Consider the following 15,458-nt stretch of genomic DNA (forward strand, 5'->3'; position numbering starts at 1 on the left):
TGATCCACAGTCGCCCAACTGGCATAGCCCCAGGGCCGTTGCTCTTCATCCAGAAAAACGTGGCACTGGCCTGATTGGAGTGCAGGAAGAACGCGATGGGTCCGCTGGGCAACTGTCCTCTGACAGGCCTCACCATGGACTATGGACATTTCGGCAACGACACCCAAAGTGGTCCATAGTGTCAGTGGCTCGCCCTGCTTGTGTTGAATGGGCGGTAACGGTGTCTGAATGCTGCTCTGCATGAACCTCCCTCCCTGACGATGGCTCTACCTCTGTAGAGATGATTTCCTGATGCTATCGGGAAGTCGACCGAATGTTTATGGCATAACCTGACGAAAATCAGGGTCTGGAACGTCAGGTTATGTATGGGCGCCGTGCGTGGGCAAGGCCCACGGCCTACAAGACGGAGGCTCCGGCGGCTGTTGGAGCCAGCGTGTGGATGCGTGGGCAAGGCCCACGGCCTACAGAACGGAGGCATCGGCGGCTGTTGGAGCCAGTCGCCTGGATGCGTGGGCAAAGCCCACAGCCTACAGAACGGAGGCATCGGCGGCTGTTGGAGCCAGTCGCCTGGATGCGTGGGCAAGGCCCACGGCCTACAGCAGGTCTTTCAGGCGGTGGTACAGCATGCCCAGCGCCAGCAGGGGTGAGCGGAAGCGGCGGCCGCCGGGGAAGGTGATGTGGGGTATGCGGTTGAAGATGTCGATGCGTCGGCTTTCCTGGCTGATGGCTTCGGCCAGTACACGGGCGGCCATGTGGGTGGCGTTGAGGCCGTGGCCGGAATAGGCCTGGGCGTGGTAGATGCCGTCGGGCAATCGGCCGACCTGCGGCATGCGGTTGGCGCCGATGCCGATCATGCCGCCCCAGGCGTAGTCCAGTTTGACGTCGGCCAGTTCCGGGAACACGCGTTTGATGTTGGGGCGCAGGGCGGCGCGGATGTCCTTCGGGTCGCGCCCGGAATAGGTACAGAGGCCGCCGAACAGCAGGCGGTTGTCGGGTGTGAGGCGGTAGTAGTCGAGATCGATGCGCTGGTCGCAGACGGCATGGCCGCCGGGCAGCAGGCGCTGGGCGACGTCGTCGGGCAGGGGTTCGGTGGTGACCACATAGCTGCCGGCAGGCAGCACCTTGCCTTCCAGCACGGGGTGCAGGCCCTGCACATAGGCGTTGCCGCACAGCACCAGGGTGTCGGCCTGGACGCTGCCGCCCGGGGTGTGAACCCGGTAACCGCCATCCGGCTGTCGCTCGACGCGCTCCACCGGGGACTGCTCGAACAGGCGCACGCCCAGTTCGGCCGCGGCGCGGGCTTCGCCGAGCAGCAGGTTCAGCGGGTGCAGGTGGCCGCAGCCCATGTCGATCATGCCGCCGCAGTAGCGGCTGGAGCCGACGACTTCATGCAGACGCTCCGACGGCACCAGTTCGACGTGATGCGGGTAGCCCTGCTCTTCCAGCCAGGCTTTTTCCTCGGCAAAGGCTCTCATGTGGGCCGGTTTGTTGGCCAGGTCGCAGTAGCCCATGCGCAGGTCGCAGTCGATGTCATAGCGCGCAATGCGTGCGCGTACCAGTTCGACGGATTCGAAGCCCATGGCGTCGATTGCGGCCACACCCTCGTCGCCGATGACCTTGCGAAACTGCGTGGTACCATGGCCGATGCCGCGCAGCAACTGACCGCCGTTGCGGCCGGAGGCGCCCCAGCCGATGCGGCGGGCTTCGAGCAATACGACGTCGAAACCGCGCTCGGCCAGTTCCAGGGCGGTATTGACGCCGGAGAAGCCACCCCCCACCACACAGACTCGGGCCTGTACCGGGCCTGACAGCGTCGGATTCTGTGGTATTTCATGCGCGGTAGCGACATAGTAGGAGGGCGCATGCGCCTCGCTGTGTGTCTGCGGATTCAGTAGTGCAACCATATTTGTAGTTTATTTCATTCAAGTGTTTTATATAATTGACACATCATAACCGATAAGCCCAAAAAGGGCAGCCAAACCCAGCAAGGAGGACCTCGACTTGGATGTGGGCCCACGACTCAAACAGATACGCAAGCAGTACGGTCTGTCACAACGGGAGCTGGCCAAGCGCGCCGGCGTCACCAACAGCACCATCTCTATGATCGAGAAAAGCAGCGTGAGCCCCAGTGTCAGTTCGTTGAAGAAGGTACTGTCCGGGATACCCATGTCGCTGGTCGAATTCTTCGATGCAGAAGAAAAGCAGAACCATCCGCAGGTAGTCTATCGGCCTGCCGAGCGTCTGGATCTGACTGTGTCCGGCGATGTGCAGATGGAACTGATCGGCAAGGCCTTTGGTCAGCGTGCCATTGCCTTCATGGTGGAGACCTATGAGCCGGGCACCGATACCGGCGACGAGCCCTACGAGCACCAGGGCGAGGAGTGCGGCATGGTGCTGGAGGGCCAGTTGGAGCTCACCGTGGACGACAGCGTCTACCATCTGGAGGTGGGCGACGGCTACTACTTCGAGTCAACACGCCCTCACCGTTTTCGCAACCCGCATGCGGAGCGCTGCGTGATCGTGTCGGCGACCACGCCGGCCAATTTCTAGGCCGGGTCGGCACCTGCGTGCCGCGCTACCGGCTATTCCATTTCGCGCTGATAGGCCAGTTGCTGCCTGCGGTTGCGGATGTCGATGCGCCGGGTCACATACCAGCTGGTAAACGCGATCAGCGAAATCACCAGTATGATCATGGTGGCCAGCGCGTTGATCTTGGGCGACACCCCGAGCCTGACGGACGAGAACACCTCGATCGGCAGGGTGGTGGCCCCCGGTCCGGTCACGAAGGACGCAATCACCACATCATCCAGCGACAGCGTGAACGACAGCAGCCAGGCCGACAGCAGGGCCGGCCAGATGATGGGCAGCGTCACCTGAAAGAAGGTGGATACCGGGGTTGCCCCCAGGTCCTGTGCCGCTTCTTCGAGGCTTTCATCCAGTTCCCGCAGGCGGGATGAGATCACCACCGTCGAATAGGCCACACAGAAGGTGGTGTGGGCAATGAAGACGGTATTGAGCCCCCTCCCCTGTGGCCAGCCAATGGCCTGCTGCAGCGACACGAACAGCATCAGCAGCGAGACACCGATAATGACATCCGGCATCACCAGCGGTGCGGTCACCATGCCGGACAGCAGACCACGGCCCCGAAACCGCTTCATGCGGATGATGGCGATGGAGGCCAGCAGGCCCAGTAACATGGCCGCCGTGGCGGAAAAGAAGGCCACGCGCAGCGAGCGCCCGAGCGCTGCCATCAGTTGCCGGTCGCGCAGCACTTCGCCATACCAATGGGTGGAGAACCCGGCCCAGACCTGCACATTGCGCCCGGCATTGAACGAATAGATGATCAGGATGACCATGGGCAGGTAGAGGAACAGGATTCCGAACCAGAACATGCAACGAGTGAACGTCAGCGATTTCATCGGCGCCCCTCCAGTTCCTTCTGCTGCACCCGCATGAAGATCATGATGGGTATCAGCAGGATCAGTATCATCACCAGCGCCAGTGCAGCAGCCAGGGGCCAGTCGCGGTTGTTGAAGAACTCCTGCCACAGCACCTTGCCGATCATCAGCGTGCGGCGGCCACCCAGCAGTTCCGGAATCACGTACTCGCCGACGACCGGTATGAACACCAGCATGGAGCCGGCAATCAGGCCGTTTTTCGACAACGGCAGGGTAATGCGGAAAAAGCTGATGATCTTGCGTGCACCCAGGTCACTGGCCGCTTCCAGCAGGGTATTGTCGTGCTTCACCAGGTTGGCGTAGAGCGGCAGTATCATGAACGGCAGGTAGGCATAGACCACCCCGACGTAGACGGCAAAGTTGGTGTTCAACATCTGTATGGGGCCATCCGTGATCCCCATGCCGACCAGGGCCTGGTTGATCAGCCCGCGGTTGCTCAGCAGGCCCATCCAGGCATAGACCCGAATCAGAAAGGAGGTCCAGCTCGGCAGCAGAATCAGCAGCAGCAGCGTGGGCTGAGTATGCGCCGGGGCCCGAGCGATGGTATAGGCCACCGGGTAGCCGATCAGAATGCACAGCAGGGTGCTGAAAAAGGCAATCTGGATGCTCTGCCAGTAGGCGCGGAAATAGGTGTCGTCCGCCACCAGCCACTGGTAGCTGGCAAAGCTGATCTCGATGGTCAGGCGATCCGCAGCCCATTGAAACAGGGCGCTGAAGGGCGGAATGGAGAGCTGTGCTTCCGCCACCGAAATGCGCGCCACAATGATGAAGGGCAGCAGAAAGAACAGCAGCATCCACAGGTAGGGGCTGCTGATCACCCCCCAGCGTGCGCCGGGGATACGGGACAGGTCTATTCGTCGCATGGGCTCCCCCTCAGTCGCGCAGCACCACGCCGGCATCGGATTCCCAGCACACCCAGACCCGGTCTTCCCAGGTCGGCCGCGGCGAGCGCCGCTCGCGGTTGGCCAGTACGGTCTGTACCACCCGCCCGCTGTCCAGCTTCACATGGTAGACACTGTGACCACCCAGATAGGCAATGTCGTTGACGGTGCCGGCTGCCCAGTTGTAGTCGCCCTCGGGCTGTTCGGTACAGAGAATGGTCTTCTCCGGGCGCAGGGCAAACAGCATGTCGCGCTGGTCGATACCCGAACTGACGCCGTGGCCGATGTAGATGGGCACCGGCAGTTCCGGGCTGCGCAGTATCATGTGGTCTTCTTCATCGGCCTGGATTTCGGCCGGGATGATGTTCACCGAACCGATGAATTCGGCCACCATGCGATTGGTCGGGCTTTCATACACATCGACCGGGGTCCCGACCTGCTCGATGCGACCTTCATCCATGATGGCCAGTCGGTCGGCCATGGTCATGGCCTCTTCCTGGTCGTGGGTGACCATCACACAGGTCACACCGACACTTTCCAGGATGTCGACCACTTCCAGTTGCATGCGGGTACGCAGTTTCTTGTCCAGGGCGCCCATGGGTTCATCCAGCAGCAGCATCTTGGGCTGCTTGGCCAGACTGCGCGCCAGCGCCACACGCTGCCGCTGGCCACCGGAAAGCTGGTGCGGCTTGCGGCGGGCAAACTTCTTCATCTGCACCATATCCAGCATGCGGCCGACCCGGTCCTTGATTTCCGCTCTGGGCAGGCGGTCCTGGCGCAGGCCGAAGGCCAGGTTCTGTTCCACCGTCATGTGCGGGAACAGGGCATAGGACTGGAACATCATGTTGATGGGGCGCTTGTAGGGGGGCATGCCGGTCAGGTCCTGACCGTCGAGGCGGATGCGGCCCGCCGTCGGCAACTCGAACCCTGCCAGTATCCGCAACAGGGTCGACTTACCGGAGCCCGAGGCCCCGAGCAGGGCGAAGATTTCGCCACTGTATATCTGCAGATTGACCGAATCGACGGCATAGGTGCCGTCAAATTCCTTGCTGACCTGCTCGATACTGAGCAGGGGCTTTTTCTTCACGCGCTCCCGCGCACGCACATCCGAAGCGGTAGTCTCGGTCGCTGCGTTCATGACCGGCTCTCCATTGGATCCAAGCTTGAAGAATCGAAGCCGGCCCCGAGGGGCCAGCCTCTTCTGGACAGTATCGCCGCAGCGATCAGTTGGCAGTACGCACTGCGTTCCAGGCGCGGGTGACCACGCGCTCGACTGCGGGTGGTCTGACGTCCATGGTGAACAGATTGGTGCCTTCCTCGGGGAATACGCCCGGATCGTTCAGCAGGTCTTCATCCAGGAATTCACGCGCGGCCAGGTTCGGGTTGCCGTACCAGACGTAGTTGCTGATGTCGGCACTGACCTCTGGGTCCAGAATGTAGTTGATGAAGGCGTGAGCATTTTCCGGGTTGGGGGCATCCACCGGGATGACCATGAAATCTGCCCAGGCAATGGTGCCTTCGGAGGGGATGTAGTAGTTCACATCGAAATCGCGTCCCGCTTCTTCGGCGCGCCATTTGGCCATGAAGACATCACCGGACCAGCCGACGGCCACACAGATTTCACCATTGGCCAGGTCGGAGATGTAGCGCGAACTGTGCAGATAGGTCAGATGCGGTGCCACCTGCACCAGCAGATCACGGGCTTCGTTGATTTCCGCCGTATCATGCGAGTTGTGATCGTACCCCAGGTAGTTCAGGGCCAGCGGAATCATCTCGTCACCGCTGTCCAGAAACGAAATACCGCATTCAGCCAGTTGTGAGGCGTATTGCGGATCAAACACCAGGTCCCAACTGCCTATCGGCGCGTCTTCACCCAGAATCTCTTCAACCATCTGCGCGTTATAGCCTATACCTGTGGTGCCCCACTGGTAGGGTACAGAGTACTCCTGGTTCGGATCATAGGTTTGCAGTGACTCGAGCAGGGCCGAGTCCAGGTTCTCGTAGTTGGGCAACAGAGACTTGTCGAGGCGCTGATAGGCGCCCGCCTGAATCTGCCGCGCCATGTTGCTGCCCGTTGGCACCACCACGTCGTAGCCCGAGCTGCCGGCCAGTACCACGGCTTCCAGCACTTCGTTCGAATCGTAGACGTCATAGGACACGCGAATGCCGGTACGCTGCTCGAAGTTGGAAATGGTGTCTTCGGCCACATAATCGGACCAGTTGTAGACATTGACCTGGCCCTGCGCCAGTGCCATACCGCTGGCAGTCGCCAGTGCGACGCCGAGCAAGGACAGTTTCAGAGTTGTATGCATGCTTCAGTTCCCCTGTTTAGGTCGTGAGTGTGCCGGCACAGCGCCAGCGACGCCGGAGTCCAGTTTATCTGTTTGGATTCAATTGGGCCCAGGCGCGATCCAGTGCACTCTTTGTTGTTTTGATTATCTCGTCCATTTGCTGATCGTTCAGGATCAGAGGCGGAGAGAACAGCAGGGTATCCCCCGTTGCGCGCAACACCAGCCCCTCTTCCAGCGCCAGATCGCGGCACAAGGCCCCGGTCTGTCCCACCTGAGGAAAGCGCTCGCGCGTCTCCCTGTTTCTGACCAGCTCCACCGCACCCAGCAGGCCGACAGCACGGACCTCACCCACCATGGGGTGATCAGCCAGTTGCTGCAGACACTGCCGGAACCGGGGGCCGGCATGCTCCCGTACCCGCGTGACGATTCCCTCGGCACGCAGAATACGCAGGTTTTCCAGAGCCACGGCCGCACTGACCGGATGCCCCGAATAGGTAAAGCCATGATTGAAGTCACCGGCTTTTTCCGCCAGCACGGTGGCAAAATCATCGGCCATGATGACCCCGCCAATGGGGGCATAGCCGGATGAAAGACCCTTGGCAATGGGCATCAGGTCCGGCTGCAGATCATAGTAATCCGAACCGAACCATTCGCCGGTGCGTCCAAAACCACAGATGACCTCATCCACGACCAGAAGAATATTATATTTGCGTACGATGCGCTGTATTTCCGGCCAATAAGTGGCCGGCGGAATGATGACCCCGCCGGCGCCCTGAATCGGCTCGGCGATAAAGGCCGCCACCTTCTCCGGGCCCACGGCCAGAATCCGCTCTTCCAGGGCCCGGGCAGCCTGCAGACCGAACTCTTCGGGACTCAGGTCACCGCCTTCGTCGAACCAGTAGGGCTGCTGTATATGCTCTATCCCCGGAATGGGCAGCCCGCCCTGACGATGCATGGGGGCCATGCCACCCAGACTGGCGCCGGCCACGGTAGAACCATGGTAGGCATTGTGACGGGCGATGATCACCTGCCGTTCGGGCTGCTCCTGCAACTGCCAGTACAGCCGCACCATGCGGTAGACACTGTCATTGGCTTCGCTGCCGGAATTGGTAAAGAACACGCGGTTCATATGCGCCGGCGCCAACTCGGCGATGGCAGCCGCGAGTTCGGCTACCGGCGGGGTGACCGTCTTGAAGAAGAGGTTGTAGTAGGGCAGCTCCTGCATCTGCCGCGCCGCCACTGCGGCCAGCTCAGGCCTGCCATAACCGATATTGACGCACCACAGTCCGGCAAAGGCATCCAGAAAGCGGTTGCCGTCACTGTCCCAGATGCAGGCGCCTTCGGCGCGGGTAATGACGCGGGCGCCTTCACGTTGCAGCGCGGCATTGTCGACAAAGGGCTGAAACAGATGCTCCCGCGCCTGTTGTTGCCACTGAGCTGTCCCGGTCATTACGGCCTCCGCTCACACCGAGGAGAGCAGGAATTCCCGCTCCCAGGAACTGATGACCCGCTTGAACCCCTCGTACTCGGCCCAGCGGGTGGCGATAAAGCCATCCACAAACACCGGTCCGAGAATTTCGCGCAGTTCTTCACACCCTTCCATGGCATCCAGTGCCGCTTCCAGATTGAACGGCATGTCCGGGTCGGCTTCGGTGCCCAGCCGTTCGGATACCGGCTTGCGCGGGGTCAGCCCCTGCGTCATGCCGAGGTACCCGCAGGCCAGATTGGTGGCCATGGCCAGGTAGGGGTTGGTGTCGGAGCCGGGCAGCCGGTTCTCCACTCGCCGTGCTTCCGGTTCGGAATTGGGTATACGCAGGCCCACGGTGCGGTTGTCTTCGGCCCATTCGATGTTGACCGGAGAGTTCCCCGCCTCCCCGGGCAGGTAGCGCCGGTAGCTGTTCACATTGGGGGCAAACAGCGGCATGGCTCTGGGGATATAGGTCTGCATGCCGGCAATGAAGTTGAGAAACAGCGTCGACATGGTGCCGTTCTCATTGGAAAACAGATTACGCCCGGTTTTGGCATCAAGCAGGCTCTGGTGGATATGCATCGAGCTGCCCGGCTCATTGGTGATGGGCTTGGCCATGAAGGTGGCGGAAATATTGTGCTTCAGCGCCGCCTCACGCACCGTGCGCTTGAATACGAACACCTGATCGGCCAGCTTGAGCGGGTCTCCGTGACGGAAGTTGAACTCCATCTGCGCCACCCCTTCTTCGTGGATCAGGGTGTCGATATCCAGATTCTGGGCTTCGCTCCAGTCATAGATATCCTCTATGATGGGGTCGTATTCGTTGGCGGCATCAATGCTGAAGGATTGGCGACCGCTTTCGGCACGGCCCGAGCGCCCGATGGGGGGGACCAGGGGGAGGTCCGGGTCGGTGCAGCGCTGGGTCAGGTAGAACTCCACTTCCGGCGCCACGATGGGCTGCCAGCCTTTCTCCTTGTACAGCGCCAGTACGCGCTTGAGCACGTTGCGCGGTGAGAGCTCGATGGCATTGCCCATGCTGTCGTAGCAGTCGTGAATGATCTGGGCCGTCGGTTCATGCGCCCAGGGCACCATGAACACCGCATCTTCATCCGGCCGGAGCCGCATGTCGATATCGGCCGGGTCCAGAATGTTGTAGTAGGTCTCGTCGTCCGGGTAGTCACCGGTGGCGGTCTGCAGCAGCACACTTTCGGGCAGCCGGATGCCCTTTTCGGCAATGAACTTGTCGGTGGGCATGATCTTGCCCCGGGCGATGCCGGTCTGATCCGGCGTGATGCATTCTATTTCCGTAATATGGTTGTCGTGCAACCACTGTGTCAGCTTCTTCATGGGGTCACCGTTGGTTGGCGGCGGCGACTTCGCGGCAGGCGTCACCAAAGGCCGTAAACAGAGCTTTATTCTGCGGATGTTCCAGAACCTGCCATTCCGGGTGCCACTGGACGCCCACCGCAAAGCGGCGGGCGCCTTCGACACTGAAGGCTTCGACCAACCCATCCTCGGCCCGGGCTTCAACCTGCAACCCTGATGCCAACCGATCAACGCCCTGTGTATGCACGGAATTGACCGTGATGTTTTCAACGCCGGTGACCCGGGCCAGCACGCCCCCGGGTACCAGACTGACATCATGCGCCGGTCCGTACTGGACGGCCAGCGGCTGTGACTTGTCCTCCCGATGCTCCTGATAGCGCCCGGTCAGATGCAGATTCTGGTGCAGACTGCCCCCAAAAGCGACATTCATCTCCTGCATGCCGCGACAGACACCCAACAGCGGCTTTCCGGCATCGACGGTGGCGCGGATCAGATCCAGGCTCAGTGCATCGCGGGCTTCGTCATGCTGGGTATCGGGAATTTCATCTGTCTGTGCAAAATGGCGGGGGTGCACATTGGAGTAGGCGCCGGTCAGGAAGACACCGTCGAGACGCTGCAGCCATTCCTGCAGATGCACTCTGTCCGCCATCAGTGGCAGCAGCACCGGGACCACATCTGCGGCATCAGTAAGTGCCCGCAGGTACTTCTCACCGGTGGCAAAGAAGCGGTGGGGTTCGATCTCCTTGAGATCAGTCACCACGCCCACCAGGGGCCTTTGCGGCGCTGACTGATGCGCCATATCCTCACCTGATTTCATGCTATCTTTCATGGGGAATGTTTGTTTTTTCACACGTTATCATAAAAAATAATTAACACAAGTGTTCAAAATAAAGAGCCCCTCCATTATATTGAACACGCCGAGCGTACGATATTGAGGGGCCCGGAAAACTTCGGAATCCGGTGCTGAACACCGATGCAAGACACTCGCAGACTGCCCACTGGCAGCAGGAGGCTATCAGTATGACGGAAAACCTGCTGTTCAATCAGGCTTTCATTCACAACGCCTGGTATGACGCGCCCCATGACCGGACCTTTGCCGTTACCGACCCGGCCACCGGCGATACCCTGGCTGATGTGACCGACTGTACACCGGAAGATGCCGCCGAAGCCATTGATTCCGCTGCCCGTGCCTACCGGCACTGGCGCCATACCACGGCGGCCGAACGGGCTCAGTTGCTCGAACGCTGGCATGACCTCATCATGGAGCACCGCGAGCCTCTGGCGCGGCTGATGACGCAGGAATGTGGCAAGCCGCTGGCGGAATCCCTGGGGGAAGTCGGCTATGGCGCTTCCTTTATCAAATGGTTTGCCGCCGAAGGCCGCCGTGCCTATGGCGAGGTGATCCCGACGCCCAACAACGATCGCCGCATTCTCACGCTGCGCCAGCCGGTCGGGGTCTGCACGGCCATCACGCCGTGGAATTTCCCGCTCGCCATGATCACCCGCAAGTGTGCCCCGGCGCTGGCTGCCGGCTGCACCATGGTGCTCAAGCCTGCCGAAGCGACCCCGCTGACCGCACTCGCGCTGGCCGAACTGGGCCGGAGAGCCGGGCTGCCTGACGGTGTGTTCAATGTGGTTACCGCAGCCCGGGGCGATGCCGTCGGCAAGGTGCTGACCACCCATCCGGCGGTGCGCAAGGTGTCCTTCACCGGCTCCACGGCGGTGGGCAAGATTCTGCTCAAGCAGGCCGCCGACAGCGTGAAGAAAGTGTCACTGGAACTGGGCGGCAATGCGCCGTTCCTGGTCTTTGACGACGCCGACCTGGACGCTGCTGTGGCCGGCGCCATGGCCGCCAAGTATCGCAATACCGGGCAGACCTGTGTCTGTACCAACCGCTTTCTGGTGCAGGCCGGCATCTATGATGCCTTTGCCGAACGGCTGGCCAAGGCCACGGCAGAACTGACCGTCGGCGCCGGCCTGGAAGACGGCATCAAGCAGGGCCCGCTGATCAACGAAGCCGCCCTGGACAAGGTCGAAAGCCTGGTCGCCGATGCCCGCCGGCAGGGCGCCCGTGTACTGACCGGCGGCGCGCGCCACAAACTCGGCGGCAATTTCTACCAGCCGACTGTGCTCGCCGACACCACACCGTCCATGCGCCTGGCGCAGGAAGAAATCTTCGGCCCGGTGTCGGCCCTGTACCGTTTCGACACCGATGCCGAGGGTGTACAGCTGGCCAATGACACGCCCTATGGACTGGCAGCCTATTTCTACAGCCGCGACATGAACCGCATATGGCGGGTCAGCGAGGCGCTCGAATACGGCATGGTCGGCATCAATGAGGGCATCATCTCCACCGAGATCGCCCCCTTTGGCGGCGTGAAGGAGTCCGGCCTTGGCCGCGAAGGCTCACGCCACGGCCTGGATGAATACACCGAACTCAAATACCTGTGCATGGGCGGGCTGAACCCGGACCCGCTCTGAGGACTGCAAGATGTCGACCGAACTGAAGGAGTTTCTGAACGCCCACCCGGACGTGCAGACCATTGAACTGCTGACCACAGACCTGAACGGTATGGTGCGCGGCAAGCGCGTCGAACGGGAAGCCATTCGCAAGGTCTACAAGGACGGCTTTTCGCTGCCGGCTTCTGTCTATGCGGTGGACGCCACCGGCACCACGGTAGAGGCCTCCGGCCTGGGTATGGACACCGGCGATGCCGATCGCATCTGTCGGCCGGTGCCGGGCACACTGACCCTGGTGCCCTGGCTGGAAGGCCGGGCCCAGGCTCTGGTCACCATGTTCGAAACCGATGGCGTGACGCCTTTTCCGGCCGACCCCAGGCAGGTGCTGCAGCGCGTGCTGGGACAGTTCCAGACTCTGGGCTACGCACCCGTGGTCGCGGTCGAACTGGAATTCTATCTGGTCGACCGTGAGCGCGACGCCTGGGGCCGCCTGCAGCCCCCGGTTTCACCCACCACGGGTCGGCGCATGAACTCCACCCAGGTCTATTCCATGGATGATCTGGACGACTACGACGCCTTCATTCAGGAAGCGCTGCGCATGGCCCGCGAGCAGAACCTGCCGGCCGATGGCGTCATTGCCGAATATGCACCCGGCCAGTTCGAGGTCAACCTGCACCACTGCAAGGACCCCATGATGGCGGCCGATCATGCCATCATGCTCAAGCGCATCATTCGTCATGCCGCCCGCGAGTTCGGTCTCGAAGCCACCTTCATGGCCAAGCCCTATATCGACCAGGCCGGTTCGGGCACCCATATCCACCTGAGTATGCTGGACGATCAGGGACAGAATATTTTCACTGCCGAAGACCCGGAACAGCACACCCCCCTGCGTCATGCCATCGGCGGGTTGCTGAAGACGGCCGACCAGTCACAGGCCCTGCTGTTTCCAACCATCAACAGTTACCGCCGTCTGAGCTCCGAGATCTATGCCCCCAACAGCAAGACCTGGGGCTATGACAACCGCACCGTGGCCATGCGTATCCCCTCCGGCGATGCGGCAGCTTATCGGGTCGAGCATCGTCTGGCCGGGGCTGATGCCAACCCCTACCTGGCGGTAGCAGCTGTCCTGGCCGGCGTTCAGTACGGGCTGACGCACAAGGCCGACCCGGGCCCGGCGGTGGTGGGCAATGCCTACGAGCAGGATCATGAAAACCTGGCCGACAACCCGCGGGACGCCCTGCGCGCCTTTGAAAAAAGCGCCTGGGTACAGGAAACCTTTGGCACCGCGTTCACCTCGGTCTATGCTGCCTGCAAGTGGGGAGAGACTCGACTGTTCGAACAGCAGGTCACTCCCATGGAACTGGATCTGCTGCTGCCCTACGTCTGACAGGAGCCCTGCACATCATGACCCGTATTACCGTCGCCGCCACCCAGATGCCCTGCGGCTGGGACGTCAATGCCAATATCGAGGCCGCCGAGGCGCTGGTGCGCCAGGCCAGTGCGCAGGGCGCGCAGATCATACTGCTGCAGGAGTTGTTCGAGCGCCGCTATTTCTGTCAGCATCAGGACTACGACCATCTGGCCCATGCCACAGCGCTGGAAGACAACCCGGCCGTGCAGCATTTTCAGGCCGTTGCCCATGAGCTCAAGGTGGTGCTGCCGATCAGCTTCTATGAACGGGACAACAACGCCTACTACAACAGCATTGCCATCATCGATGCCGACGGCAGCGTACTGGGCCTCTATCGCAAGGCGCATATCCCTGATGGCCCGGGCTACTCGGAAAAGTTCTACTTCACGCCCGGCGACACCGGGTTCAAGGTCTGGGATACCGCCTACGCCCGCATCGGCGTCGGCATCTGCTGGGATCAGTGGTTCCCGGAAACCGCCCGCGCCATGGCCCTGATGGGTGCCGAGCTGCTGTTCTTCCCCACGGCTATCGGCAGTGAACCCCAGGACCCGACCCTGGATTCCCGACCCCACTGGCTGAACACCCAGTGCGGCCATGCCGCCGCCAATGTGATGCCGCTGATCGCCAGCAACAGGGTCGGCACCGAAGCCATAGACGGTACCGCGATCACCTTCTACGGCAACAGCTTTATCGCCGATGAAACCGGCACCCGGGTGGGCGAACTCGACACGCAGGAAACCGGTGTCGTCACCCACAGCTTTGATTTGGCCGCCTTGCGCACCAAGCGCCACGCCTGGGGCGTGTTCCGCGACCGCCGACCCGAACTCTATGGCGCCCTGCTGACCAAGGACGGCCATACGGCGGCTCAGTCATGAGCACAGCCCATAACCCGCCGCCAAAGGGTTTCCGCATGCCCGCCGAATGGGCCCCGCAGTCAGCGGTCTGGATGCTGTGGCCGGAACGGCCGGACAACTGGCGCCTGGGCGCCAAGCCGGCGCAGGGGGCCTTCGTGGCGGTGGCCCGGGCCATCAGCTGCTTTACTCCGGTAACTCTGGGGGTCTCCGCCGGCCAGTACCGGCATGCCCGCAGCTGCTTCGGAGCCGACCCGGCTATCCGGGTAGTGGAACTGAGCAGCAACGATGCCTGGATGCGCGACGTCGGGCCGACCTTCGTACAGCATCAGCAGAGCGGCGAGCTGCGCGGCATAGACTGGCAGTTCAACGCCTGGGGTGGCCTGCACAGCGGGCTCTATTTCCCCTGGGACAGGGATAACGAGATCGCTGACAAGGTGTTGTCGATGACCCGCACACCGGCCCATCGTGCCGACTTTGTGCTCGAAGGCGGCGCCATCCATGTGGACGGCGAAGGCACCGTGCTGACCACCGAGGAATGCCTGCTGCACCCGAACCGCAATCCGCACCTGTCACGACAAGACATCGAGCAGCGCCTGTGCGCCTGGCTGGGAGCCGAGAAGGTGCTGTGGATACCGGAGGGTATTTTTGAAGACGAAACGGACGGCCATGTCGACAACATGGCCTGCTTTATCCGCCCCGGCGAAATCGCCCTGGCCTGGACCGATGACGAGAACGACCCACAGCATGCCCGGTCTCAGGCGGCCTTGGCCGCTCTTGAGAGCCAGACTGACGCACGTGGGCGCTCACTCACCGTGCACAGGCTGCCTCTGCCGGGGCCGCTGTACATGACCGCCGAAGAAGCCGCCGGCATTGACCCGGACAGCAGCGGCATGTCACGCGCCGCCGGCGACCGGCTGGCCGCCAGCTATATCAACTTTCTGATCACCAATGGCGGCATCATCATGCCCGCCTTCGATGACCCCATGGACGACATCGCCCGGCAATGCCTGCAGGACTGGCTGCCGGACTACGAGATCGTCACCGTACCCGGCCGGGAGATCCTCCTGGGCGGCGGCAACATTCACTGCATCACGCAACAGCAGCCCCGCTGAGCAGGGTCGGCTTCACCCGGCCCATACGCCCGTTATATACCACTGCCCGTCCCGTCTGTACCCAATGTTGCCCTATAGAATAGATACTATCTATTTACTATAGAAATAATATTGATTTGATTGATGTATATGGTCTGCCTAGGATCAAAAACAGACACAAGAACAAGAAATCCGCACGCGTTTCTCCTTTGTGGAGT

General features: G+C 61.6%; 14 protein-coding genes. 5 read left to right on the top strand and 9 right to left on the bottom strand.

Annotation, left to right across the window (positions count from 1 at the left end; translation table 11 throughout):
• Both E4656_RS15560 and E4656_RS15565 read right to left on the bottom strand, forming a co-directional pair.
• Positions 1-242: toxin-activating lysine-acyltransferase (locus tag E4656_RS15560; protein WP_135484229.1), on the bottom strand; the 242-nt coding region annotated here is incomplete at its 3' end.
• 351 nt (positions 243-593) lie between these two features.
• Entirely contained in the window at positions 594-1,904 is a 1,311-nt protein-coding gene (locus E4656_RS15565; RefSeq protein ID WP_135484230.1) for an NAD(P)/FAD-dependent oxidoreductase, read from the bottom strand.
• 103 nt (positions 1,905-2,007) lie between these two features.
• Between E4656_RS15565 and E4656_RS15570 the strand changes: the two genes are divergently transcribed.
• Entirely contained in the window at positions 2,008-2,550 is a 543-nt protein-coding gene (locus tag E4656_RS15570; RefSeq protein ID WP_476703735.1) for a cupin domain-containing protein, read from the top strand.
• Positions 2,551-2,582: 32 nt separating this feature from the next.
• On the opposite strand, the gene E4656_RS15575 is transcribed toward E4656_RS15570, so the two are convergent.
• The 7 genes from E4656_RS15575 to E4656_RS15605 all read right to left on the bottom strand — a co-directional run bounded on the left by E4656_RS15575 (position 2,583) and on the right by E4656_RS15605 (position 10,241).
• On the bottom strand, positions 2,583-3,419 hold the full coding sequence (locus E4656_RS15575) for an ABC transporter permease subunit (protein WP_135484232.1): 837 nt from the start codon (positions 3,417-3,419) through the stop codon (positions 2,583-2,585).
• Positions 3,416-4,321 (bottom strand): ABC transporter permease, encoded by a 906-nt coding sequence (locus E4656_RS15580; protein ID WP_135484233.1) that lies wholly within the window; start codon positions 4,319-4,321, stop codon positions 3,416-3,418. The genes E4656_RS15575 and E4656_RS15580 overlap by 4 nt, the downstream gene beginning before the upstream one ends.
• Before the next feature lie 10 nt (positions 4,322-4,331).
• A complete protein-coding gene (gene potA, locus E4656_RS15585) occupies positions 4,332-5,477 on the bottom strand; it encodes a polyamine ABC transporter ATP-binding protein (protein ID WP_135484234.1) in 1,146 nt (381 codons plus the stop codon).
• Between the two features lie 85 nt (positions 5,478-5,562).
• A complete protein-coding gene (locus E4656_RS15590; protein WP_135484235.1) occupies positions 5,563-6,651 on the bottom strand; it encodes a polyamine ABC transporter substrate-binding protein in 1,089 nt (362 codons plus the stop codon).
• 64 nt (positions 6,652-6,715) lie between these two features.
• Positions 6,716-8,080 carry an aspartate aminotransferase family protein gene (locus E4656_RS15595; protein ID WP_135484236.1) on the bottom strand — a complete coding sequence of 455 codons (1,365 nt, stop codon included), beginning with the start codon at positions 8,078-8,080 and terminating at the stop codon, positions 6,716-6,718.
• Between the two features lie 12 nt (positions 8,081-8,092).
• A complete protein-coding gene (locus tag E4656_RS15600) occupies positions 8,093-9,445 on the bottom strand; it encodes a glutamine synthetase family protein (protein WP_135484237.1) in 1,353 nt (450 codons plus the stop codon).
• Between the two features lie 4 nt (positions 9,446-9,449).
• The gene (locus tag E4656_RS15605) at positions 9,450-10,241 is read right to left on the bottom strand and encodes a gamma-glutamyl-gamma-aminobutyrate hydrolase family protein (RefSeq protein ID WP_240754000.1); all 792 of its coding nucleotides are present in this window, start codon (positions 10,239-10,241) and stop codon (positions 9,450-9,452) included.
• Positions 10,242-10,444: 203 nt separating this feature from the next.
• Between E4656_RS15605 and E4656_RS15610 the strand changes: the two genes are divergently transcribed.
• Genes E4656_RS15610 through aguA form a run of 4 tightly spaced genes read left to right on the top strand, consistent with a single transcriptional unit; the run spans position 10,445 to position 15,261 of the window.
• Positions 10,445-11,905, top strand: coding sequence for an NAD-dependent succinate-semialdehyde dehydrogenase (locus E4656_RS15610; protein ID WP_135484238.1), 1,461 nt, complete (start codon positions 10,445-10,447; stop codon positions 11,903-11,905).
• 10 nt (positions 11,906-11,915) lie between these two features.
• Positions 11,916-13,271 (top strand): glutamine synthetase family protein, encoded by a 1,356-nt coding sequence (locus E4656_RS15615; RefSeq protein WP_135484239.1) that lies wholly within the window; start codon positions 11,916-11,918, stop codon positions 13,269-13,271.
• A 17-nt stretch (positions 13,272-13,288) separates the two neighbouring features.
• A complete protein-coding gene (gene aguB / locus E4656_RS15620; RefSeq protein WP_135484240.1) occupies positions 13,289-14,170 on the top strand; it encodes an N-carbamoylputrescine amidase in 882 nt (293 codons plus the stop codon).
• Entirely contained in the window at positions 14,167-15,261 is a 1,095-nt protein-coding gene (gene aguA, locus E4656_RS15625; RefSeq protein ID WP_135484241.1) for an agmatine deiminase, read from the top strand. The genes aguB and aguA overlap by 4 nt, the downstream gene beginning before the upstream one ends.
• Positions 15,262-15,458 lie beyond the last annotated feature (197 nt).

Origin of the sequence: Natronospirillum operosum (assembly GCF_004768465.1) — a bacterium.
Taxonomy (GTDB): Bacteria; Pseudomonadota; Gammaproteobacteria; order Pseudomonadales; family Natronospirillaceae; genus Natronospirillum; species Natronospirillum operosum.

Excerpts from the sequence above, each read along its gene's own strand:
- E4656_RS15565 (WP_135484230.1), bottom strand. The coding sequence starts at position 1,904 with ATGGTTGCACTACTGAATCCGCAGACACACAGCGAGGCGCATGCGCCC.
- E4656_RS15575 (WP_135484232.1), bottom strand. The coding sequence starts at position 3,419 with ATGAAATCGCTGACGTTCACTCGTTGCATGTTCTGGTTCGGAATCCTG.
- E4656_RS15580 (WP_135484233.1), bottom strand. The coding sequence starts at position 4,321 with ATGCGACGAATAGACCTGTCCCGTATCCCCGGCGCACGCTGGGGGGTG.
- potA (WP_135484234.1), bottom strand. The coding sequence starts at position 5,477 with ATGAACGCAGCGACCGAGACTACCGCTTCGGATGTGCGTGCGCGGGAG.
- E4656_RS15590 (WP_135484235.1), bottom strand. The coding sequence starts at position 6,651 with ATGCATACAACTCTGAAACTGTCCTTGCTCGGCGTCGCACTGGCGACT.
- E4656_RS15595 (WP_135484236.1), bottom strand. The coding sequence starts at position 8,080 with ATGACCGGGACAGCTCAGTGGCAACAACAGGCGCGGGAGCATCTGTTT.
- E4656_RS15600 (WP_135484237.1), bottom strand. The coding sequence starts at position 9,445 with ATGAAGAAGCTGACACAGTGGTTGCACGACAACCATATTACGGAAATA.
- E4656_RS15605 (WP_240754000.1), bottom strand. The coding sequence starts at position 10,241 with ATGAAATCAGGTGAGGATATGGCGCATCAGTCAGCGCCGCAAAGGCCC.
- E4656_RS15610 (WP_135484238.1), top strand. The coding sequence starts at position 10,445 with ATGACGGAAAACCTGCTGTTCAATCAGGCTTTCATTCACAACGCCTGG.
- E4656_RS15615 (WP_135484239.1), top strand. The coding sequence starts at position 11,916 with ATGTCGACCGAACTGAAGGAGTTTCTGAACGCCCACCCGGACGTGCAG.
- aguB (WP_135484240.1), top strand. The coding sequence starts at position 13,289 with ATGACCCGTATTACCGTCGCCGCCACCCAGATGCCCTGCGGCTGGGAC.
- aguA (WP_135484241.1), top strand. The coding sequence starts at position 14,167 with ATGAGCACAGCCCATAACCCGCCGCCAAAGGGTTTCCGCATGCCCGCC.